Origin of the sequence: Mycobacteroides salmoniphilum, from assembly GCF_004924335.1 — a bacterium.
Taxonomy (GTDB): Bacteria; Actinomycetota; Actinomycetes; order Mycobacteriales; family Mycobacteriaceae; genus Mycobacterium; species Mycobacterium salmoniphilum.
On sequence record NZ_CP024633.1, the window covers coordinates 764,086 to 787,760 of the forward strand.

The 23,675-nt window shown below is 65.2% G+C and carries 11 protein-coding genes; 8 read left to right on the top strand and 3 right to left on the bottom strand.

Going from position 1 to position 23,675, the window contains the following annotated elements:
* Positions 1 to 287: 287 nt before the first annotated feature.
* The 8 genes from DSM43276_RS03855 (at position 288) to DSM43276_RS03890 (ending at position 19,274) form a co-directional block, all read left to right on the top strand.
* Complete coding sequence (locus DSM43276_RS03855; RefSeq protein WP_078330734.1) at positions 288 to 11,429, top strand: type I polyketide synthase; 11,142 nt, start codon at positions 288 to 290, stop codon at positions 11,427 to 11,429.
* Positions 11,430 to 11,517: 88 nt separating this feature from the next.
* A complete protein-coding gene (locus DSM43276_RS03860; RefSeq protein ID WP_078330735.1) occupies positions 11,518 to 12,816 on the top strand; it encodes an MFS transporter in 1,299 nt (432 codons plus the stop codon).
* A gap of 10 nt (positions 12,817 to 12,826) precedes the next feature.
* On the top strand, positions 12,827 to 14,203 hold the full coding sequence (locus DSM43276_RS03865) for a DUF2252 domain-containing protein (RefSeq protein WP_078330736.1): 1,377 nt from the start codon (positions 12,827 to 12,829) through the stop codon (positions 14,201 to 14,203).
* Between the two features lie 62 nt (positions 14,204 to 14,265).
* Positions 14,266 to 15,243 (top strand): GlxA family transcriptional regulator, encoded by a 978-nt coding sequence (locus DSM43276_RS03870; RefSeq protein ID WP_078330737.1) that lies wholly within the window; start codon positions 14,266 to 14,268, stop codon positions 15,241 to 15,243.
* Entirely contained in the window at positions 15,240 to 16,019 is a 780-nt protein-coding gene (locus DSM43276_RS03875) for a DJ-1/PfpI family protein (RefSeq protein WP_078330738.1), read from the top strand. Before DSM43276_RS03870 ends, DSM43276_RS03875 begins: the two co-directional genes overlap by 4 nt.
* A gap of 72 nt (positions 16,020 to 16,091) precedes the next feature.
* Positions 16,092 to 17,375, top strand: coding sequence for a citrate synthase (locus DSM43276_RS03880; RefSeq protein ID WP_169053031.1), 1,284 nt, complete (start codon positions 16,092 to 16,094; stop codon positions 17,373 to 17,375).
* A 74-nt stretch (positions 17,376 to 17,449) separates the two neighbouring features.
* Positions 17,450 to 18,862, top strand: coding sequence for a DHA2 family efflux MFS transporter permease subunit (locus DSM43276_RS03885; protein ID WP_078330739.1), 1,413 nt, complete (start codon positions 17,450 to 17,452; stop codon positions 18,860 to 18,862).
* 28 nt (positions 18,863 to 18,890) lie between these two features.
* Positions 18,891 to 19,274 carry a MarR family transcriptional regulator gene (locus DSM43276_RS03890; RefSeq protein ID WP_078330765.1) on the top strand — a complete coding sequence of 128 codons (384 nt, stop codon included), beginning with the start codon at positions 18,891 to 18,893 and terminating at the stop codon, positions 19,272 to 19,274.
* On the opposite strand, the gene DSM43276_RS03895 is transcribed toward DSM43276_RS03890, so the two are convergent.
* The 3 genes from DSM43276_RS03895 to DSM43276_RS03905 are packed head-to-tail and all read right to left on the bottom strand — an operon-like array spanning position 19,267 to position 23,650.
* A complete protein-coding gene (locus DSM43276_RS03895; RefSeq protein WP_078330740.1) occupies positions 19,267 to 20,736 on the bottom strand; it encodes a phytoene desaturase family protein in 1,470 nt (489 codons plus the stop codon). The two genes, DSM43276_RS03890 and DSM43276_RS03895, sit on opposite strands and share 8 nt — an antisense overlap.
* Positions 20,737 to 20,762: 26 nt before the next feature.
* Positions 20,763 to 22,082: an aspartate aminotransferase family protein gene (locus DSM43276_RS03900; protein WP_078330741.1), complete on the bottom strand. Its 1,320-nt coding sequence runs from the start codon at positions 22,080 to 22,082 to the stop codon at positions 20,763 to 20,765.
* Entirely contained in the window at positions 22,079 to 23,650 is a 1,572-nt protein-coding gene (locus tag DSM43276_RS03905) for an APC family permease (protein ID WP_078330766.1), read from the bottom strand. Before DSM43276_RS03905 ends, DSM43276_RS03900 begins: the two co-directional genes overlap by 4 nt.
* Positions 23,651 to 23,675: the final 25 nt, after the last annotated feature.

Below are 23,675 nucleotides of genomic sequence, written 5' to 3' on the forward strand. Positions count from 1 at the left end.
TCGCTCGGCCGGCCCCGCTCCGGCATCTCTCGTCGGTGGCCCAACATACCCTCGGTTTGACCGCGCAACCGGCGGTCGACCGAGACCCGGAAACCCCATGCGCCACATGGCATACCGGGAATAACTAGAACTCCTTGTCCTAGTTACCACGAAGTTTGGGAACGACAGTGCGCACGATACTTGTTCGGCTAGAGTCGCGTTCGCACCCGCCGATGTCCAGAGTCACATTCTCGCCCGACGACGTCGAGGGCCACTCTCCCCACCCGCCGACGCAAGGAGGCCTCAGCATGGAATCCGCTGACCATCCGATCAAGCCAGCCCCACGTTTTGCAATCATCGGATATGCAGCGCGTTTTCCCGGTGCCGCCAACGCGGACGAGTTCTGGGACGTGCTGCGTGAGGGCCGTGACGCGATATCCGAAGTGCCTGCCGACCGGTGGGACGCCGATGAGTTCTTTGACCCTGAACCCGGAGCTCCCGGCAAGGTCGTGACCCGTCGTGCGGGCTTTGTCGACGACGTGACGGGGTTTGATGCGCCGTTCTTCGGTATGTCGACGCGCGAGGTCAGGCTGATGGACCCGCAGCACCGACTGTTGCTGGAGATGGCGTGGCGAGCGGTGGAGCATTCCGGAATCGCCCCAACGGATTTGGCCGAGACCAATGCCGGCGTGTTCGTCGGCTTGGCCACCCATGACTACCTGGGAATGGCATCTGATGAGCTGACCTTCCCCGAGATCGAGGCCTACATGGCCATCGGTACCTCGAACGCAGCGGCAGCGGGCCGCATCAGCTACCGACTGGGGCTGCAGGGACCCTCGGTTGCCGTCGACACAGCGTGCAGCTCGTCATTGGTAGCAATTCATCAAGCGTGCCAAGCGCTTCAACTCGGAGAGTGCGACCTCGCGCTGGCCGGCGGTGCGAACGTCCTGCTGACCCCCGCGACAATGATCACGTTCTCGCATGCGCACATGCTCGCGCCCGACGGCAAGTGCAAGACCTTCGACGCGGCCGCAGACGGCTACGTCCGTGGTGAGGGATCCGGTGTCATCGTCATCAAGCGCCTTGAGGACGCGATCCGCGACGGTGATCGGATCCGGGCCGTGATCCGCGGCAGTGCGATTAACCAGGACGGCGCATCGGGCGGGTTGACGGTGCCCAATGGCGTTGCTCAGCAGCGTGTTATCGCCGATGCGCTCAAGCGTGCCGGTGTCGCACCACGTGACGTCGGGTATCTGGAGGCGCACGGCACCGGAACATCGCTGGGCGATCCGATCGAGGCCCAGGCCGCTGGCGCGGCCTATGGCATCGGCCGCGAAACGAACGATCCGTTGTTGATCGGATCGGCGAAGACGAACATCGGACATCTGGAGGCGGCCGCGGGTATCGCGGGTGTCATCAAGGTCGTCCTGTCGCTCGAGAACGAATTGTTGCCGCAGCACCGCAACTTTCAGAATCCGTCGCCGCACATTCCCTGGGACCGGCTCCCGGTGGAGATCGTCAAGGAGGCCACCGCCTGGGAGCGCAACGCGCGGCCGCGCATTGCGGGAGTTAGCTCATTCGGATTCGCCGGGACGAACGCTCACGTCATTCTCGAAGAGGCCCCCGAGCAGGCAGCGGCACCGATCGAGACCGACACGGCCGGGGAGCCCCAGTCGATAGGGAACCGGTTCAGCATTCTGCCGCTCTCGGCACACACACCCGCCGCGTTGGTGCAGATCGCCGATCAATACCGCAGCTGGTTGAACGCGCACCCGGAAGCCACGTTGGCAGACGTGTGCCTCACCGCCGGAGTGGCGCGAGCACACCTGGAGCACCGGGCCGCGCTGGTGGTCAACTCCCGAGAAGCAGCCGTGGAGCTGCTCGGCGCTGTCGCCGACGACCGCCCGGCTCCGGGCCTTGGTCGTGGCGAATCCTATGACGTGCCGAAGACCGCATGGCTCTTTACCGGTCAGGGCAGCCAGTACCCGGGCATGGCCCGGGAGTTGTTCGACACCGAACCTGTGTTCGCCGAAACGCTGAAGCACTGCGCAGCGGTAGTCGCGGATGTTCTCGAAAAGCCTTTGCTGGATGTTATTTTCGATGTGGACGGCCCGGAAGCTGGAGAGGCGTTGCGGCAGACCTCCTACGCTCAACCCGCCTTGTTCGCGGTGGAGATGGGCCTGGCCCGACTCTGGCAGTCGTGGGGCTTCGAGCCGGACGTGGTGTTGGGTCACAGCGTCGGCCAGTACTCGGCGGCCTGCGTCGCAGGTGTGTTCAGTCTGGAGGACGGCGCACGGCTGATGGCCGAGCGTGGCCGCCTGTTCGGCAGTCTGCCCGCAGGTGGCCGGATGGCGGCGGTGTTCGCCGCTGCCGAGCGCGTGGAGAGCCTGACCGACGAGTTCCCCAGTCTGTCGGTTGCCGCCTACAACGGTGCTAACACCGTATTGTCAGGTCCCGCACAGGATCTGGAGAAAGCGGTGGCGGGCCTCGTTGCTGAGGGCGTGCGATGCGATTTCCTGGAGACCAGTCACGCGTTCCATTCGGCCTTGCTGGATCCGATCCTCGACGAATTCGAATCATATGCGGGGCAGTTCAATTACAAGACTCCACAACGGATTCTGATCGACAACAGGACTGGTGCCGCGCTCGGCAGAAGCACGAAACTTGATGGCGCGTACTGGCGTCGCCACGCGCGCCAACCGGTGGAGTTCGCCAAGAGCGTGCGCACTCTCGCCGACCTGAACTGCAAGGTGCTGTTAGAGATCGGTCCACAGCCGGTGCTCACGGCCGCAGCCTTGCGCGCGTGGCCCGACCCGGCCACCGCTCCGCGGGCGATCGCGTCGCTGCGTCGCAACACCGCAGACCACCGACAGATCACCGAAGCCGCTGCCGACGCGTACGTCTTGGGCCACGTGCCCAACTTCGGTGCGTTCCGACACGGGCACGCGCGAAAGATCGACCTGCCCACGTATCCGTTCGAGCATCGCCAGTACTGGTTCAGCGATAGGCGAGACGCTAACGGACGCGACGACACCACGAATCGGCCGCAGCGTGCCGGCGGCCCGCGCACCGAGGCGGTTCGGCTGCTCGAGGACGGAAAGATCGAGGAACTGGCGAATCTGCTCGGCGGTGCCGGTGGTGATCAACAGACTCTTGCGGTGCTGACAAAGCTTGCAGCACAACATAACCAGCAACGCACCACCCAAACCATTGCCGATGACCGTTACCAGTTCCGCTGGGATAAGTCACCCACGCCACTGTCCGGTGCGGAATCCGGTGCGGGCATTACCTGGATTCTCGTAGGCGAGGTATCCGGCGCGGCCGCACCGCTGGTCGAGGCGCTGACCGCGCGTGGGCACCAGCATCGGATCTTCGGATTACCCGCGTCCGACGCCGACGAGCAACAGCTCGCCGCTGCGTTGCGCGCTGTGGCAGCCGACGCCTCGGCGCATGAACAGGCACTACGCATCGTGCACGTCGCGGCCCTTGACGCGGGCTCTCCCTCGGCGCGGTCTCTGCTACGGATCCAGCACCAGGTGCTGGCCGGAACACGGCGACTCTTCCGGGCCGCCGCCGCTGCCGAATTGCGGGCTCCCATCTGGTTGCTCACCCGGGGTGCACAGCGAATCGTCGACGCCGACACCGTGGCGCCCGAACAGAGTGCCCTGTGGGGATTCGGCCGTGCGGCAGCGCTGGAGCTTCCGCAGGTGTGGGGCGGACTCGCCGATCTGGCCGACGCCAGTGCTGACGAATGGTCACAGTTCATCGCTCGTGCCTCCGCGTCGACCGACGCGGCCATGAGGGAAGACCAGATCGCGCTGCGCGATCACGCGGTCTACGTTCCCCGGCTGGTTCGGCGCGAAGAACTGCCGAGCGGCAAGCCGCTGGAAGTGCGTGACAACGCAACGTATTTGGTGACCGGTGGACTGGGTTCGATCGGACTGGAGATCGCCGGATACTTGGCGGCGCACGGTGCCAAGAATCTGGTGCTGACGAGCCGGCGCGAACCCAGCGAGTCCGTGCGCCAGCGCATTGACGCTTTGGGCGTGGAACACGGCTGCGAAATCCGGGTCGTCACCGCCGATGTCGCGGATGCGCACGACGTTGCGCGCCTACTGGCCGGCGTGCAGGCCGAGCTGCCCCCGTTGGCGGGCATCGTCCACGCTGCGGGGGAGATCAGTACCACTCCGCTCAGCGACCTCGACGACGCCGAAGTGGATCGCGTATTCGCCGGCAAGGTCTGGGGTGCTTGGTATTTGAGCGAGGCTGCGGCTGACCTGAAGCTGGACTTCTTCATCAGCACCTCCTCCATCGCCTCGGTCTGGGGTGGCTTCGGTCAGACCGCGTACAGCGCGGCCAACGCCTTCCTCGACGGGCTCGCCTGGCGTCTGCGCGAGCAAGGCATTGCGGGAACCAGCGTCAACTTCGGTCCGTGGAGTGCGGGCATGGCGGACGCGGAATCCCGTGCGCGACTGGAGCAACGTGGGATCAAGACGTTGTCACCGGCGGATGCACTGGCGGGCCTTGCCGACGTCGTGTCGGCCTCCCGATCGAACGGCGGGGCGCAGGGCGTCATCGCCCGCATCGACTGGGCGCGATTCCTGCCGCTCTACCAGCAGGCAGGGAGGCGAGCATTCCTGACGGAGCTGGAGCGTGAGGTGCCCTCGCACCTGGCCGCATCGCCGGCGGTCACACAGTCGGGCAAGACGCAGTTGGTCGAGCGGCTCGCGAGCGCTCCCATCCAGCAGCGCAAGAAGCTCTTGACCGACTACCTGCGCGACGCGGTGGCAGAGGTCACGCGCGTGGACGTATCGGAGATCCGTGAGGATGCCGGCTTCTTCGACCTCGGCATGGATTCGCTGATGGCCGTCGAATTGCGGCGTCGCATGGAGCAAGGTGTCGGCGAGGAGATACCGGTCACCCTGGTGATGGATCATCCCCGCATTTCCGATGTCGCCGACTACCTGCTCGGTGAGGTGCTCGGGCTCAACGAGCAGGTCAAGTCCGCGCCTCGGCAGGCCGCGGTGACACGGACAGATGAGCCGATTGCGATCGTCGCGGTGTCATGCCGATTCCCCGGCGCGCCAGATCCGGAAGCCTTCTGGGACTTGCTGTCCGGCGGTGTCGATGCGATCCGGGAAGTCCCGGAAGATCGTTACGACATCGACGAGTTCTACGACCCGGATCCGGAGGTCGCGGGCAAGACCTATACCCGCTTCGGCGGATTCCTCGACGGCATCGATGGGTTCGATCCCGAGTTCTTCGGCATCTCCCCGCGCGAGGCCGTCTGGATCGAACCGCAGCAGCGGTTGATGCTCGAAACGGTGTGGGAGGGCCTGGAGCGGGCCGGATACTCGCCGGCCGCATTGCGCGGCAGCCGAACCGGCATCTTCGCGGGTGTGGGCGCCAACGAGTATGCGCATCTGCTGTCGTCGGAATCGCTCGACAAGATCGAGCCCTACTTCATCACCGGCAACGCGCTCAACGCCATCTCCGGTCGCGTTGCCTTTGCGCTGGGATTTGAAGGACCGGCGGTGGCTGTCGATACCGCGTGCAGCTCGGCGCTGGTGGCCGTTCATCAGGCCGTCCAGGCCTTGCACTCCGGTGACTGCGACCTGGCGGTGGCCGGCGGTGTGAACGTTCTGCTGAGTCCGGTGACGGTGATCGCCGCCTCACGCGCCAGGATGCTGTCGCCGGTCGGTCGATGCAAGACATTCGACGCGTCCGCCGACGGTTACGTGCGCAGCGAAGGCTGCGGAATCCTCGTGCTCAAGAGACTGAGCGACGCCCAGCGCGACGAGGACCGAATCCTTGCCGTGATTCCCGGCAGCGCGGTGAACCAGGACGGCGCCTCCAGCGGCTTGACTGTGCCCAATGGTGGTGCACAGCAACGGCTTATCGGTGCTGTGCTCGACCGGGCCGGGCTGGTGGGCGGGGACGTCGACTACCTCGAGGCGCACGGCACGGGCACTCCGCTGGGTGATCCGATCGAGGTACAGGCAGCTGCGGCGGCCTACGGCGGCTCGCGTGACGCGGACCGGCCGTTGCTCATGGGATCGGTGAAATCCAATATCGGTCACACCGAATCAGCTTCCGGCGCGGCAGGTCTCATCAAGGTGGTGCTGTCTCTTCAAAACGGGGTGCTGCCGCAGAGCCTGCACTTCGACAAGCCCTCTCCGCACATCCCGTGGGACTCGTTGTCGGTGCGGGTGGTGGACAAGGCCATTCCGTGGGAGGCCGACGGTAGGCCGCGTCGTGCCGGTGTGAGTTCGTTTGGCTTCACCGGAACCAACGCACACGTACTGATCGAGGAGGCCCCGCAACGGCCGACGGACGTGGATGAGGATGCCACCGAGGCCCCGGACACCGCTCCGGAACCGCAGGGCGACCAGGTGAGTGTGCTCCCGCTGTCTGCCAGGTCACCGGAGGCGCTGGTCGCGGTAGCGCAGCGTTACGAGTCCTGGTTGACCGCCCATCCGGATGTCGACATCGAGGATGTGTGCCTGACGGCCGGGAGAGGCCGGTCGCACTTCGAACATCGCGCCGCGCTGGTCGTGGATTCGGTGGGGGCCGCGCGCGAGGGTCTGGCCGAGCTGGTCCAGAACCGACTGCGCCCCGGTGTGGTCCGTGGCGAGCACACGAATCATCCGACGACGGCCTGGCTGTTCACTGGGCAGGGCAGCCAGTATCCCGGTATGGCACGTGAGTTGTTTGACGCCGAGCCGGTTTTCGCCGAGACCGTGACGCGTTGCGCGGAAGCAGTCAAGGACATCACGGCGCGGCCGCTGCTTGAGGTGATGTTCGCGACCGATCGCGAGACCGGTGGAGAAGTTGGGAAAGTCCTGCGGCACACGTCCTTTGCGCAGCCGGCGATCTTCGCCGTCGAGATGGGTCTGGCCCGGCTCTGGCAGTCATGGGGCATCGAGCCCGATGTGGTGCTCGGACATAGTGTGGGCCAGTACGCGGCCGCCTGCGTGGCCGGCGTGTTCAGTATCGAGGACGGTGCGCGACTGATCGCCGAGCGCGGCCGGCTGTTCGGCAGCCTGCCCGCGGGCGGGCGCATGGTGGCGGTGTTCAGCGACGCCAAACATGTCGAGCAGATCGCGGGCGATTTTCCGCGCGTATCGATTGGTGCCTACAACGGACCGAACACTGTGCTGTCGGGTCCGGGTGAGGACGTGGAGCAAGCGGTCGCGCGATTCGAGGGAGAGGGCATCCGCTGCACCTGGCTGGAGACCAGCCACGCCTTCCATTCGGAGTTGCTGGACCCTGTCCTCGACGAATTCGAGTCGTACGCAGCGCAAGTGCAGTTCGCAACCCCGACGTTGCCGTTGGTGTGCAACCGCACCGGTGCCGTGCTGACGGCGCAGACCCCCATCGACGCTCAGTACTGGCGCCGGCATTCGCGCCAGCCGGTGCAGTTCGCCGAAAGCGTTCGCACCGTGGCCGCACTGGGGTGCTCGGTGCTGATGGAGATCGGCCCGCAGCCGGTGTTGACCGGCGCCGCGGTGCAGGTCTGGCCGGAGCACTTGGCCGCGCCTCGGGCAATCGTCTCGCTGCGCAAGGGTGTTGGCGACCGACGCCAGATCGCCGAGGCGCTTGCCGCGGCGTACGTCGGTGGCCATCGGCCCAATTTCGCTGCACTGCAACGTCACCCCCGGAATACGCTGGAGTTGCCGACCTATCCCTTCCAGCGTCGCCGTTTCTGGCCGAAGTCATCCGGTGCCGCCATCGAAGGCGGGGGCGGCTTGACCGCGGGCATCCTGGGTAGGGGCGAGGATCTCGCCTCCGGAGATTCCGTGTACATCAGCCGGTTGTCGGTCAGGTCGCAGCCGTGGCTGTCCGACCACGTCATCTACGGCACCGTCGTCGTCCCCGGCGCGACGTATGCCGCGATGGCCCTGGCCGCGGTCGGCACTCCGGCACGGGCCAAGGATGTGTTCTTCTACGAGCCGATCATTTTGCCGGAGAAGAGCTCTCGTGAAGTGCAGTTGACTCTGCATCCGCTGGAAGATGGCAGCGGGTCGAAATTCCAGGTGCACAGTCGTCCCTACGGTGAACGCGACGTTGACTGGTCGTTGAACGCCGAAGGCACCGTCGTCACCGGTATCGGCGAAGACACGGACGAACCGACGTCTGAGGCTTCCGAGCCCATTGATGCGGCCATCGAGCGGATGGAACGCATGCGTCCGATGGAGCTCTTCGAGATCTTTGCCGACCTGGAACTGGCCTGGGGCCCCACCTGGTCGGGTTCTCTGAAGTCACTGTGGCTCGGCCAGGGTGAGGCGATCGGCGATGTCCTTGTCGGCGAGGAGCTCGCCGAGCAATTGGGCACCGAGCCGATGCATCCGGTCTTGATGGACCTGTGCACGGGTGTCGCCTTCCCGGCGTTCCCGGCCCTGCTCGCCGCCGAGCAGGGTATCAACGACCTGTTCCTGCCCTTGCGGTACGGACAGGTGACGTTGAAGGAGAAGATGCCCCGGCGCTTCTACTGCCGTGCACGCTGGCACGAGAGCCCACTGGACAGCGAGACGCAGGTCTTCGATCTCGACTACCTCGATCGGGATGGCCGTCACCTGGGTGGGATTCGCGAGTTCACCGTCAAGCGTGCGCCGCGCGAGGCGCTGCTGCGCGGGCTCGGTGGCGATGCCACTCGCTTGCTGTACACCCTTGGCTGGCACGAGGTTCCGGTTCCTCCATCGGAGGACGCAGCTGTGGAGACAAGCGGCACCTGGCTGATCGCCGGATTCGACGAGCTGGCTGCCAAGGTGCCGGGCTGCATCCCGTGTGATCGCACGACCAATCCGGAACTACTCGGGCAGGTGCTGGAACAGGCCAAGGAGCGCGGTGTGCCGTTCTCCGGTGTCGTCTGGCGTGCCGCCGGGCCGAGCGCGAAGGATGGTGCCGGTTTCTCCGACACTGAGATTGCGCGCCTCGAAACAGAGATCGCCAACCTGCTCAGTGCCGTGCACACGGTGCAGAACGGTTCCCAGAACGGCGTGAAGCTTCCGCATGGTCTCTGGATCATCACCGAGCGGGCCGTGGCCACCGAGTCCGGCGAGCGGGTCGATCCGGTGCAGGCGTCGCTGTGGGGATTCGGGCGCACCACAATCAACGAGGAACCGGCGCTGCGTGCCAAGCTCGTCGATTGCGACGGTTCGCCCGAGGCCGTGCAGGCGCTGGCGAATCTGTTGGTCACGCCCGTGGACGAGCCGGAAATCGCTGTGCGGCAGGGCAAGCTGCTGGCCTCCCGGTTGCTGCCCTGGTCACGCAGTGGGAATCTCACGGTGCCGCGCGGGAGTGACTACGCCCTGTTGCCGACCGAACGTGGAGCCATCGACAACCTGCGGATCATCGAAAAGGATGTGCCGGCGCCGGACGAGGGCTACGTGCAGGTGCGGGTGGAGGCCGCAGGTCTCAACTTCCGCGACGTGCTCAACGTGCTGGGCCTGTACCCGGGTGATCCCGGCCCGATCGGTGGTGACTTCGCCGGTGTCGTCACACAATTGGGTGAGGGTGTCACCGAAGTCGAGGTGGGCCAGCGGGTCTACGGCTCCATGCAGGGTGCCTTCGCCAGCCGGTTCAACGCGCCGGCTCAGTTCCTGGCACCGATTCCCGACGGGGTCAGCGCGGTTGAGGCCGCCACGATTCCCGCCGCGGCGCTGACGGTCCGGCTGGCATTCGACTGGGCACAGCTCAAGCCCGGCGATCGGGTGCTCATCCACGCCGCCAGTGGTGGTGTGGGATTGGCCGCCATCCAGATGGCGCAACAGCAGGGTGCTGAGGTCTATGCGACGGCGAGTACCTTCAAACGGGCAACGGTGCGCAAGCTCGGTGTCAAGTATGTCTACGATTCGCGCACAACGGATTTCGCCGATCAAATCCTGGCGGACACCGACGGCGCCGGCGTGGACGTGGTGCTCAACAGCCTGACCAGTGAAGGTTTCGTCGAGGCGACCGTGCGGGCCACCGCGAAGAACGGCCGTTTCGCCGAGATCGCCAAGCGCGATATCTGGACTCCGGAGCAGATGGCCGAGGTCCGACCCGATATCGCCTACGAGATCGTCGCGTTGGACACGGTGATGTTCCAAGAGCCCGAGCGCATTCGCGCCTTGTTGACCGAGGTGTCGGACGGTCTGGACAAGGGGGAGTGGACACCACTGCCCGCGGAGATCTACCCGCTGACGGAGGCCAGAACGGCATTCCGGCGCATGCAGCAGGCTCGGCATATCGGCAAGATCGTGTGCCAGATGCCGAATCCGCTGGCACCTCGCTCGGATCGGACCTACCTGATCACCGGTGGTCTCGGTGCGATCGGTCTGCACACCGCGGGCTATCTGGCTCAGCTCGGCGCCGGTGACATCGTGTTGACCAGCCGCCGCGCGCCCGATACCGACGCGCAACGGCTGATCGAGGAGATCACCGAGCGCTCCAAGACGCGCATCCACGTCTTCACCGCTGATGTCGGTGAAGAGTCCGAGGTTGCCAAGCTCCTGGAGCGGATCCGTGCAGAGCTGCCGCCGCTCGCGGGCATCGCGCATCTGGCGGGCGTGCTCGATGATGCGCTGCTCGGGCAGCAGAGTGTGGAGCGGTTCCGGACCACGTTGGCGCCCAAGGCCTTCGGTGCCGGATACCTGGACAAGTTGACGAAGGCCGACGAGCTGGACTTCTTCATCGTGTCCTCCTCGGTGTCCAGCTTGTTCGGTTCACCCGGTCAGTCCAACTACGCGACGGCCAACGCGTTGCTTGACGGCCTGATCGCGCAGCGCAGGGCACAGGGCCTGCCGGCCACCGGTGTCAACTTCGGCCCCTGGGGGCAGGGAGGCATGGCCTCCTCGGCGGCCGCGACCGCGAATATCAGTGCGCAGGGCCTGATTCCGCTGGATCCTTCGGCGGCGCTCGCGGCTCTCGCCGAGGTCATCGCCAACGGCACCGGACAAGCCACCGTCATCAAGGCTAACTGGCAGCGTGCCGCGAAGGTGCTGGGTAGTTCGCGTCCACCGATCCTGGACCTCGTCTTGCCGAGCGCCATCGGAGAGGTGACCGGCGACAGCGAGTTGCTCAAGCAGCTGATGGAGATCCCGGTGCCGCAGCGGGCCGGATTCGTGACCGAATTCCTGCAGCGCGAGGTACAGAACTTCCTGCGACTGGCCCAACCGCCTGCCGCGACGAGTCGGTTCCTTGACCTCGGCACGGATTCGCTGATGGCGATCGAGCTTCGGAACCGGCTGCACAGCCAGTTCGGCGGCAAGTTCACCATCAACGCGACCGCGGTGTTCGACTACCCGACCATCGGGGGTCTCGCCGAGTATCTCGTGGCTCAGCTGCCGGACGCGGAATCCGAATCGGAGGAGGCACTGCCCGCTGCCGAGTCGGCGGAGGCACCACCGGCTGCTGACTCCGACGCGACACCCACGCCATCTGACGCAGTATCCGAGCCGAAGGAGTGATTCGGCGGTCTCCCGGGTAAATTAGCTAGCCTGGACGCCTCGGTGTCTGTTAGCCGATAACGAGTGGAGCGGGTGCGGTCTGAGTCGATTGTTTGCGGACGTCACTCCTCTTCGGAACGCCGATTTCCGGCGCCTGTGGCTGGCCGGAGTTGTCACCGTCATCGGTGCCGGACTGACGCTGTTCGCGGTCCCGGTACAGATCTATGCGCTCACCCACAGCTCGGCGTACGTCGGACTGACGGGCGTTTTCGGTCTGGTGCCGTTGGTGGTGTTCGGTCTGTGGGGCGGTGCACTGGCCGACCGAATGGACCGGCGGACCCTGCTGATCATCACCGCGACCGGGTTGGGCGTCTCCTCGGTACTGCTGTGGCTGCAGGCCGCGCTGTCGGTCAACAACGTGTGGGTGGTGCTGTGTCTGCTGTCGGTGCAGCAGGCCTTTTTCGCGGTGAATTCACCGACGCGTGCCGCCGCGATTCCACGGATGCTTCCGCTCGATCAGCTGCCGGCCGCCAACGCGCTGAACATGACCGTTCAACAGTTCGGGTTTATCGCCGGACCGCTGCTGGCCGGGGTGCTGCTGAAGTGGGTGGATCTATCCACGTTGTACCTGATTGACGCGATCGCGTGCGTGGCGCCCATCTGGGCGACCATCCGGCTGCACAAGATGCCGCCGAGTGGTGTGTCAAACGATTTGCGAGCCAATACTTCTGGCCTTCGTGACGTACTCGAGGGTTTCCGGTATCTGGCGGGGCACAAGATCGTGCTGATGTCCTTCGTGGTGGACCTCATCGCCATGATCTTCGGGATGCCGCGGATCCTGTTCCCGCAGATTGCCCACGAGGGATTCGGTGATCCCGCCGACGGCGGCACCGTGATCGCGCTGCTGTCGGCGGCGATATCGGTGGGTGCGGTGATCGGCGGGGTGTTCTCCGGCTGGTTCCAGCGGATCGATCGTCAGGGTTTCGCGGTGGTGGTGAGCATCGTGGTGTGGGGTCTGGCAATGGTGGGCTTCGGGCTCACCGCGCATGCTCCGCTGCTCTGGATGGCCCTGCTGTTCCTGGTGATCGGCGGGATCGCGGACATGGTGTCGGCCGCGTTCCGGTCGACGATTCTGCAATCGGTGGCGACCGACGATGTGCGGGGTCGGTTGCAAGGTGTGTTTACCGTGGTGGTCGCCGGGGGACCGCGGGTCGCCGACGTGACGCACGGTGCGGTCGCTGCCGTCGTGGGTACGACGGCAGCCGCTGCCGGTGGTGGCGCCCTCGTGGTGGTCGGGGTGATCATTGCCGCGCTACTCGTGCCGATGTTCGTGCGGTTCCGGACGTCGGACGAGATCGTCGAGGGCGATGAGAGCCAGACCAACCCGGACCAGGTACAGCCGCAGTAGGTTTCACTCCATGGTTGCTCTGACGGCCGAGGATCTTCGGCGGCTTCCGCGGGATAAGCAGCTCGCTCTCGGTCGCGGGCTGCGCGATGGCATGCCACGGCGACGGCTCGGGGAACTCTCCGCCGAGCCGGGGCGAGATCCGATAGCGGTACTCGCTGCGCAGAACAAGGCCAGGATTCTGTCCTTGGTTCCGGTGCGCAGGGAGCGAATGTCGGAGTCGCCGTTCGCGTTCTACCGAGGCGCGGCCGCGGTAATGGCGTCTGATCTTGCCTGCACGGCGTCGACCGGGGTCCTGATTCAGACCTGCGGTGACGCGCACCTTTCCAATTTCGGGCTGTTCGCCTCGCGTGACCGCGCGCTGTTGTTCGACGTCAACGACTTCGATGAAACCGCGGTCGGCCCCTGGGAGTGGGATGTCAAGCGCCTGGTCACGAGCGTGGCGATCCTCGGCGACGAATTCGGGATGTCCGGCGATGCCGTGCGCCAGACGGCCATCAAGACCGTCGCCGCGTACCGCGCCCGGATGAACGAATTGGCGCAGATGTCCGCCCTGGATCGGTTCTATCTCAAGACGACCGCGCTGGAGGTGCTGGAGCTGGTCTCCCGGCTTTCCAAGAGCGCGTCCAAGTTGGCGACAGAGACGGTCTCGAAAGCATCCCGCAACACCTCGCACCGTGCACTCAGGAAGCTGACCGCGACCACTGTCGATGGTCACTATCGGATCGTCGAGCAGCAGGACATCGCGGTCCGGGTCCCTGAGGTGGGGTTGTCCGAGGCGGCGGCCATGGTCGACGAGTACTTCGGTTCGGTGCCCGAGGACGTCGTGGCGCTGTTGGCATGTCATCAGTTTGAGGACGCCGTCGTGCGGGTGGTCGGTGTCGGCAGCGTGGGTACCCGCTGTTACCTCGCGCTGCTCACCGATGCGGATGGGTCGCCGTTGTTCCTGCAGATGAAGGAGGCCTCGGCCTCGGTGATTGAGGCGTACTTCCCGCAGGAGCTGCGGCTGGACCATGGGCGCCGGGTGGTGGCCGGGCAGCGCATCATGCAGGCCAGCGGCGATCCTTTCCTCGGTTACGTGTCCTCGGCGCGGCGGGGCAGCTTCTACGTCCGGCAGTTCCGCGACATGAAGGGCTCTGTCGAGATCGCGAGCCTCACCGATCCCGATGATCTGGCGTTGTACGGCTCGCTGTGCGCGATGACGCTCGCGCGTTCCCACGCGCAATCGGGGGTGCCGGGGGTGATCGCGGGCTACCTCGGAACGGGAAGTGATCCCAACGCCGCGGATGCCGCGTTCGCGGATTTTGCCGAGGCCTACACGCAACTCAACCGTGCGGACCACCAGCGGCTGCTCGCGGCCTCGGCAGAGCAGTGGCTGCCGAACTCCTGATGTCCTAATTTGTGGGACACCTGACCTGGACGCCATTGTCCAGGTGGCGAAGACTGAGAAGCGTGACGCGTTCGGTGGTGATCCTGGGATTCCCGGGGGTTCAGGCCCTCGACCTAGTGGGGCCCTATGAGGTGTTCGCGACCGCGTCGCAGTACTTGACCGGTACACCGGGCTACGACGTGTCGCTGGTGTCGAGCGGTGGCGCCCCGGTGTCCACGGGTTCGGGTATGGAGCTGGTTACCCAGCCGCTGCCGGACTCCGGTGCGGGATGTGACACGTTGCTGCTGCCGGGCGGTGTCGGCGTGCCCGCGGTCCAGCGGGATGCCGCCCTCATGGATTGGATCCGCGCCTCGGCACGCTCTGCCCGACGGGTGGTGAGCGTCTGTAACGGTGCGTTCCTGGCCGCGTCGGCCGGCCTGCTCGATGGCTGCCGAGCCACCACGCACTGGGCGATGGCCGAAACGCTTGCCGCTGAATTCCCAAGCATCACAGTGGATCCCGACCCGATATTCATACGCAGTTCGGACAAGACGTGGACGGCGGCCGGCGTGACCGCGGGTATAGATCTGGCGCTGGCCCTCGTCGAGGACGATCACGGCGCAGAGGTGGCGCAGACGGTCGCGCGCTGGCTCGTTCTCTACCTGCGCCGCCCGGGCGGACAGTCCCAATTCGCAGCCCCGGTATGGATGCCGCGGGCCAAGCGGATGCCGATCCGGGACGTGCAGGAGGCCATCGAGGCGCAGCCCGGTGGATCGCACCGGGTGCCCGAGCTGGCCCGCCTGGCCGCGATGAGCCCGCGGCATTTCACGCGTGTGTTCACCGCGGAGGTTGGCGAGGCGCCGTCGGCCTATGTGGAGCGCATCCGCTCCGAGGCCGCTCGCCGCCAGCTCGAAGAGACTGACGACACCATGGTGGTGATCGCGAACCGCTGCGGGTTCGGGTCCGCGGAATCCTTGCGCCGCAACTTCGTTCGCCGCCTGGGTGTGTCACCCGACCAGTACCGCAAGACCTTCCATCGAATCGAAAGGACTTCCTTATGACTTCCCCTACGACCCAGATCGCGATCGTGCTGTACCCGGATTTCACGGCGCTGGATTTCATTGGCCCGTACGAGGTCTTGCGCTTCATGCCCAACACCGAGGTCCGGTTTGTGTGGCATCGGCCCGGGCCCGTCACCGCCGATTCCGGCGTGCTGGTCATCGGTGCCACGCACTCGTTTGACGAGACCCCCGCGCCGGACGTCGTGCTGGTACCCGGAGGGCCGGGAACGACCATGGCCGCGCGCGATGAACAGCTCCTGCAGTGGTTGCGCCGGGTGCACCCGGCGGCCACCTGGACCACCTCGGTGTGTAGTGGTTCGGTGGTGTTGGCGGCAGCTGGTCTGCTCGAGGGTCACCGGGCCACCTCGCATTGGTCGACCCTGCCGCTGCTGAAACCCTTCGGGGTGACCCCAGTCGGCGACGAGCGCATCGTGCGCACCGGTCACGAGGGTGTGGTGACCGCGGCGGGGGTGTCGGCGGGTATCGATCTGGGGCTGTGGCTGGCGGGCCAGATCGCCGGGGAGGAACGGGCCAAGGCGATCCAGCTGAGCATCGAGTACGACCCGCAGCCGCCCTTCGACTCCGGGCACATGTCCAAGGCCAGCGCCGCCACCAAGGCCACCGCGACCGCAGGGCTGGCCAAGGACACGTTCCGGCCGGCGGTCATCGCCGCGGGCGCGATGTTGTTGTGGGATGGCGCTCTCGCGACGGTGCGCAGGAGAGGGGACCGACGCGGGTCGCTCCGCGGCCGCGTGGACCCCCGACCTCGACCCTGACCAGGCGCCCTGAAGGCAGAGCGACTACCTTCTCTATGAACGTTCTCACGGAGCCGCTCAACCTCAGAAGGGATGCCTGTGGCCGACAACAATGATTTCGCTACTCTCCAGTACCCCGGAGGCGAAACCAAGCTGGATATCGTCCGTGCGACCGAAGGCTCTGATGGCTTCGCGCTGGGCAAATTGCTGGCTGATACCGGCTACACCACCTTCGATGCGGGGTTCGTCAATACCGCGTCGACGAAGAGCGCCATCACCTACATCGACGGCGACGAGGGCATCCTGCGCTACCGGGGTTACCCGATTGAGCAGTTGGCCGATAAGTCCACCTTCATCGAGGTGAGCTACCTGCTGATCTACGGCGAGCTGCCCACCCCGCAGCAGCTGGAGGATTTCACCACCAAGATCCAGCGCCATACGCTGCTGCACGAGGACCTCAAGCGGTTCTTCGACGGCTTCCCGCGCAACGCGCACCCGATGCCGGTGCTTTCGAGCGCCGTGAACGCGCTCAGTGCCTACTACCAGGATTCGCTGGATCCGCATGACGACGCACAGGTCGAGCTGTCGACGATTCGCTTGCTGGCGAAGCTGCCTACCATCGCCGCGTACGCGTACAAAAAGTCGGAGGGGCAGCCGTTCCTGTACCCGGATAACTCGCTGACCCTCGTCGAGAATTTCCTGCGGATGACCTTCGGCTTCCCCGCAGAGCCCTATGAGGTGGACCCGGAGATCGTGCGGGCCCTTGACATGCTCCTGATCCTGCACGCCGATCACGAACAGAACTGCTCGACCTCGACGGTGCGGTTGGTCGGCTCCTCGGACGCCAACCTGTTCACCTCCGTATCCGGTGGCATCAACGCGCTCTGGGGCCCGCTGCATGGCGGTGCGAACCAGGCGGTGTTGGAGATGCTGGAGCGCATCCGCGCCGAGGGCGGCGACACCCACGACTTCGTCCGCCGGGTCAAGAACCGCGAAGACGGCGTCAAGCTCATGGGCTTCGGGCACCGCGTCTACAAGAACTACGACCCGCGTGCACGCATCTGTAAGGAGCAGGCCGACAAGATCCTCGGCAAGCTCGGCGGCGACGACCAGCTGCTCGAGATCGCCAAGGCCCTTGAGGAAGCCGCGCTCACCGACGATTACTTCATCGAGCGCAAGCTGTACCCGAATGTCGACTTCTACACCGGTCTGATCTACCGGGCCATCGGCTTCCCGACCCGGATGTTCACGGTGCTGTTCGCCCTCGGGCGACTCCCGGGCTGGATCGCGCACTGGCGCGAGCTCCATTCGGAGCCCGGCAAGATCGGCCGTCCGCGCCAGATCTACACCGGCTACGGAGAGCGTCAGTACCCGTAGCGAGCGCTCGGGAGATGACAAAGCTCACATAAATCTGTTTGCATCGCTAACAGTTGTAGTTTCACAATAGTCATGTGGAAACTGCCGTCGAGGCGTTGAGTGAGCGCCGCAAGATCGTCATCCTGGGGTCTTGCTGCCTGAGCCTGCTCATCGTGTCGATGGATTCCACCATCGTGAACGTCGCGCTGCCGACCATCCGGGCGGATTTCGGTGCCAGCACCTCGCAGCTGCAATGGGTCATCGATATCTACACCCTGGGGCTGGCCTCATTGCTCATGCTCTCCGGGGCCGCGGGAGATCGGCTGGGGCGCCGGAAGGTCTTCCACATCGGGCTGTCGATCTTTACGGTGGGCTCGCTGCTGTGCAGCGTGGCACCCACCATCGGATTGCTTATCGCCGCGCGTCTGCTGCAGGCGGTGGGTGGCTCGATGCTCAACCCGGTTGCGCTGTCCATCATTTCGCAGGTGTTTACCGGCCGCGTGGAACGCGCCAGGGCGCTGGGATTCTGGGGCGCGGTGGTGGGGATATCTATGGCGCTGGGCCCGATAGCCGGCGGGCTGCTGATCGAATGGGTGGGCTGGCGGGCCGTCTTCTGGATCAACCTGCCCGTGTGTGCCCTGGCGTTCGTGCTGACGGCGATCTTTGTCCCGGAGAGCAAGTCGGCAACCATGCGCGATATCGACCCGGTGGGTCAGGTGCTCGCGGTGCTCTTTCTGTTCGGCATCGTGTTCACCCTTATTGAAGGGCCGTCGCTGGGATGGGCCACACCCCAGCTCATCGCGGTCCTGATCACCGCGCTGGTGGCGTTCGCGGTATTTCTCAGGTACGAGTCCCGACGGCGCCACCCCTTCATCGATCTGCGCTTCTTCCGCAGCATCCCGTTCGCTTCGGCCACCCTCACCGCGATATGTGCGTGCGTGGCGTGGAGCGCGTTCCTGTTCACGATGTCGCTATACCTGCAGGGGGAGCGGCACTTCTCGGCGATGCACACCGGGTTGGTCTATCTCCCGATTGCCATCGGGGCGCTGGTGTTCTCGCCGATCTCGGGCCGCATGGTGGGCCGGTTCGGTGCGAGGCCGTCACTGCTGGCGGCGGGCGCCCTGTTCTTCACGGCCTCGCTGCTGCTCACCCGGGTTTCGACGGTGACACCGATGTGGGAACTCCTGGTGGTTTTCGCCATCTTCGGCGTGGGGTTCTCCATGGTGAACGCACCGATCACCAATGCCGCGGTCAGCGGTATGCCGCTGGATCGGGCCGGCGCGGCCTCGGCAGTCACCTCCACCAGTCGCCAAGTGGGCGTGAGCATCGGTGTGGCACTGTGTGGTTCGGTAGGTACTCCCGCGCTGTGGTTCATGTGTGCGGGCCTCGGGCTGGCCATCGCTACGCTCGGTATCGTGTCTACTTCTCCCTTCGCGCTGCGTTCGGCGCAGCGACTCGCGCCGCTCATCCAGAGCACGTCGGCACGGGAGGTTTCTCGTGCCGGATAGGCCCCTCGCCGACGAGGTGTGGCGCGCCATGGCGAGCCTGGTGCTGGACAATCGTGACGGCTGGCGACGGATGGTCGTCGAGAAGACCGGACTTCCCTTCAGTCGTGTGCGCATCCTGCGAAGGCTTGCGCGACAGTCCATGACGGTAAAGGGAATAGCCGAGGCCACGGCCCTGGATGCTCCGGCGGCCACGGTTGCGGTGAGCGATTTGGAGCAGCGCGGGCTGGTGGTACGCCACATCGACCCCGACAATCGCCGATGCAAGCGGGTGTCATTGACCGAGGAGGGGCAGCGTGTCGTCGCGGCCATCGCTGAACTTGATGACCCGGCGCCGGCGGCGCTGGCGGCGTTGAGTGAGGCCGAACTGAAGAACTTGCGGGCGATCCTGGAGAGGGCGGCGTCCTTCAGCTAGCGCCCAGCACCGCCATCGCGGCATGGTATCCACCGAGCCCCGATACCCCGCCCCCTCGGCGGGAACCCGAGCCGCAGAGCAGAATCCGATCGTGGTCCGTGGCCACGCCCCAGCGACGCGCGGGTGTGTCCAGCGGCTCGTCCTCCTCTGCGAACGGCCAGTGCAACCCGCCGTGGAAGATGTTTCCCGCCGTCATGCCGAGGGCGCGCTCCAAGTCGTCAGTGGTCTTGGTCTCGATACACGGGTTGCCCTGGGAGTCGGTGGCCACCACATCGGTGATCGGCTCGGCCAGTACCGAGTTCAGCGATGTGAGCACGGCGGCCTGCAGCTCCTCGCGGGTTGCCGTCAGCCCATGCGGAGTGTGTAGTCCGAACACCGTTAACGTCTGGGCCCCGGATGCGCGCAGCTCCGGCGACAGGATGCTGGGATCGGCCAGCGAATGGCAGTAGATCTCGCACGGCAACGGGTCTGGGATGCCGCCTGCCAGCGCCTGTCGATAGGCGTTGTCCAGCTGCGTGTACGTCTCGTTGATGTGAAAGGTTCCGCCGAAAGCCTGTTCCGGCGTGACCTTCTCGTCGCGCAGCCGCGGAAGCCGCCGCAGGAGAAGGTTGACCTTGACCTGTGCCCCCGGCTGGCCATCCGGTGGATCTTCCCCGAGTAGGTGGGCCAGCACCGCGGGCGTGACACCACTGAGAACACGTTCGCCGATGGCGATGTGCTCGTCGTCACCGATCCGGTAGCACACCTCGCCATCGGGACTGACGGTCAAAACCTCTGCTCCGGTGCGTAATTCGGCGCCGTGACGGCGTGCTGCGGATTCCAGCGAGCCGGTGACGGCGCCCATGCCACCGATGGGAACGTCCCAGGGATTCATCTGGTGATAGAGGAAGCAGATGTTCTGTTGCAGCGACGGGTCATCGGCGCCGGCGAATGTTCCGATGAGCGCATCCGTCAGGAGGACCCCGCGTTGGAGGTCATCGGGTGTGGCCGCGCGGATCACCTCGCCGATGGGCGTCTCGATCAGCTCGGACCAGGCGCCGGTGCGCAATTGCTTGCGGGTGGGCAGCGGCCCGAGCATCGAATCCCATACCGGCTCTGTGACGGAGGCGCACAAATTCCCGAACTCGGCGAAATCGTCTGGACGGGCGAGAAATCCGCTCCGGCCACCGGTCGATGGGTCCGGCGTGTACGACGCGTACTTGCGGCGTGCCAGCCGCACCGAAAGACCCAGGTCGTCGATGATCTGGCGTGGAAGCAGGCTCACCAGATACGAGTACCGCGACAATCGGGCGTCCACGCCGTTGAATGCCGGCGCCGAGATCGCCGCACCGCCGAGCACGTCGAGCCGCTCCAGGAGCAGCACCCGCTTGCCTGCGCGTGCCAGATACGCGGCGGCGGTCAGGGCATTGTGCCCGCCGCCGACGATCACTGTGTCAAACCGGTCGGATCCCGTGATGGCCATGGGAGGACTGTACGACCTGCCGGCGATCAGACGGCGCCTTTCAGGACGTCCTCGAACTCGGTGCAGAACCAGTCCACGTCCGACCGCGAGAACACCAGGGGGGGTCTGACTTTCAGTACGTTGCCATCCTGGCCGCAGACCGAGACCAACACCCGGCGGTTTCGTAGCGCGTTCACGATGCGCAGTGCGCCGGCGCGGTCGGGGGTGCGGGAACCGGGGTCGACGACGATCTCGATTCCGGTGTACAGGCCGGTACCCCGGATATCGCCCAGCTCGACGTGGCGCGAGGCTATGGATCTCAACTCGGTGCGCAGCAGCGCACCTACCTCTGCGGCATGGAGCTGTAGCTTCTCATCCTCGATGACATCTAGCACGGCGGACGCCGCGGCCATGGAGACCGGGTTTCCTCCGAAGGTGTTGAAATAGGGTACTTCCCGAGAAAATGGGGCGAGGATCTCGGAAGTCGCCGCCATCGCCGAAACCGGAATGCCATTGGCCATCGGTTTACCCATGGTGACCAGGTCGGGCACCACACCGTGACGAATGAACCCCCACATGGCCTCGCCGGTGCGGGCGAATCCTGGCTGGACCTCGTCGGCGATGAGTACACCACCTGCCTTGTGCACAATCTCCGCAGCCGGCGCCAGTACCGACGCGTCGGGATAGATCCCATCCGAGGAAAAGATGGTGTCCACCACCAGGCAGCTGAAACCGTGATCTGCGGAACGTAATTCATCGATGGCACCCGAGACAGCGGCGGCGAAGTTGGCGGCCAGGTCGCCCGGTGATGTCCGATAGCTATCGGGTGCCGGTACCACGCGCACGTACGGTCCAAGGGAGCTCCCGCTGAGTGACGGGGAGATGGCGGTGACCGCTGCGGTGTTTCCGTGGTAGGCATCGCTGGTCACGATGACTCCCCTTGCTCCGGTGTACATCTGCGCCACGCGTAGCGCCAGGTCGTTGGCCTCCGACCCGGTGCACGCATACATCACCTGGTCGATGGCGCCGGGCATGGTGGCCAGTAGACGTTCCGAGTAGTCGACGATGCCTTCATGGAGATACCGGGTGTGCGTGTTGAGTGTGGACAGCTGCCGGGTGACCGCGTCGACGACATGGGGATGGCAGTGGCCGACGCTCGCCACGTTGTTATAGGCGTCCAGATACCGGTTGCCTTCGGCGTCGAACAGATGGCTGCCCTGTCCGCGCACCAGGTGTACCGGCCGCTCGTAGAACAACCGGTATGACGGGCCGAGCATGCGTTCTCTTGCCGTGATCAGCGTTTCGGTGGCCGGATCGTCGTGTTCTCCGGCGTAGCTGTTCGAATCCATGATGTTGGAAAAGCTCATCGTTCGTGTGCCTCCTCCAGGACGGTTCTTCCCAGTTCTTCGTAGCGGGCGGGCGCGGTGTACTTGAGGGCGAGAGCCAATGCGATACCGCCGATTCCGGTAGCCGCCACCACCCACGGAATCGATGCGAAGATCCAGTCACTAGCCGCGGTGCCGGCTGCGAACGAAGCATGTTTGGCCAGTAGGTAGACGACGTAGACCATGCCCAGTCCGCCGAGTAGCGGCGCCACCAGGGTTCGGAACCAGTGCGCTGTTTCGGGGTGATTGCGCAGCACATGAAAGTACGAGATCACCGCGAAAGCAGTGAGCGCCTGGACAATCAGGATTGCGGTCGTGCCCAGGAGAGCCATGAGTCCGTAGAGCCCGGTGTAGGGATCGCGGTGGGTCAGCGCGAAGAAGAGCACCACCACGGTGGCGAACGCGGTTTGGACGAACCCCGCCACGTGCGGTGAGCCATGTGCCGAATGGGTGGCTCCGATGGTCCGGCGCATCCCGGGTATGACGTTCTCGCGTCCGATGGCGTACAGGTAGCGGGCGGCACAGTTGTGGAACGCCATGCCACAGGCGAACGAACCCGTCATCAGGAGCACCTTGAACAGATTGACTGCCCACACCCCCAGGTGGCTCTGGACCGGGCCGAAGAAGATCTCACCGGCTGTCGACGAATCCTGGGCCAGTGCAACGGCATTATCGGGGCCGGTGCCGACGATGGCGAGCCACGAAACCAGGACGTAGAAGATTCCCACGCCGACGACTGACGTCACTATGGCAATGGGGATGATCTTTTTAGGGTTTTTTGACTCCTCGGCATACATCGCGCTGGACTCAAACCCGACCCAGGACCAGAATGCGAAGAAGAGGCCGACGCCGGCAGAACCTGCGACTGCGAGGGGACCGGCCGGACCGTGGACCACGCCGCCGAGATCGTGAAAGCCGTTGAGGGGATTGAGCGATTCCCAGGACCAGCCCTGTGGCCCGCCCCCGGTGAACAGCACTGAAAGCGCCAGCAGCGCCAGCATGAAGATCTCGGTTACCAGGAAGACACCTAATACCCGCGCAGCGAGGTTGAGATCGAAATAGGTGAGCACCGCGTTGGTGGCCAGCATGATCAGCGCGAAGAGGATCCAGGGAACGTCGGCGTGGAAGAACGTACGGAAGAGGTCGTTCGCGAAGAACGAGAAGATTCCGACCAAGGACGCCTCGAAGACCATATAGGCCAACGTGATCAGGAATCCTGAGCCCAGTCCGACGACGCGGCCGAGGCCGTGCGAGATGTATCCGTAGAACGCACCCGTGGCGACGATGTGTCTGGACATGGCCGCGTAGCCGACGGCGAAGAGCGTAAGCACGATGGTGGCCACCAGGTACCCCGCGGGTGCGTACGCCCCGTTACCGAATCCCACCGCCATGGGCACGTTGCCGACCATTGCGGTGATCGGCGCGGCGGTGGCCACGGCCATGAACAACACACCCATCAGGCCGACGGCATTGGGTTTCAGACGCTGCATGCCGCCGGGTTCGGTGGCTGTTTCAGTGGCAGTGGTGGTGGGGTCGATGGTGTCGCTCACGGAAGATCCCTTCTCCATATTTGGT

Excerpts from the sequence above, each read along its gene's own strand:
- DSM43276_RS03895 (WP_078330740.1), bottom strand. The coding sequence starts at position 20,736 with ATGGCCATCACGGGATCCGACCGGTTTGACACAGTGATCGTCGGCGGC.
- DSM43276_RS03855 (WP_078330734.1), top strand. The coding sequence starts at position 288 with ATGGAATCCGCTGACCATCCGATCAAGCCAGCCCCACGTTTTGCAATC.
- DSM43276_RS03890 (WP_078330765.1), top strand. The coding sequence starts at position 18,891 with ATGGCGAGCCTGGTGCTGGACAATCGTGACGGCTGGCGACGGATGGTC.
- DSM43276_RS03865 (WP_078330736.1), top strand. The coding sequence starts at position 12,827 with ATGGTTGCTCTGACGGCCGAGGATCTTCGGCGGCTTCCGCGGGATAAG.
- DSM43276_RS03880 (WP_169053031.1), top strand. The coding sequence starts at position 16,092 with ATGCCTGTGGCCGACAACAATGATTTCGCTACTCTCCAGTACCCCGGA.
- DSM43276_RS03875 (WP_078330738.1), top strand. The coding sequence starts at position 15,240 with ATGACTTCCCCTACGACCCAGATCGCGATCGTGCTGTACCCGGATTTC.
- DSM43276_RS03900 (WP_078330741.1), bottom strand. The coding sequence starts at position 22,082 with ATGAGCTTTTCCAACATCATGGATTCGAACAGCTACGCCGGAGAACAC.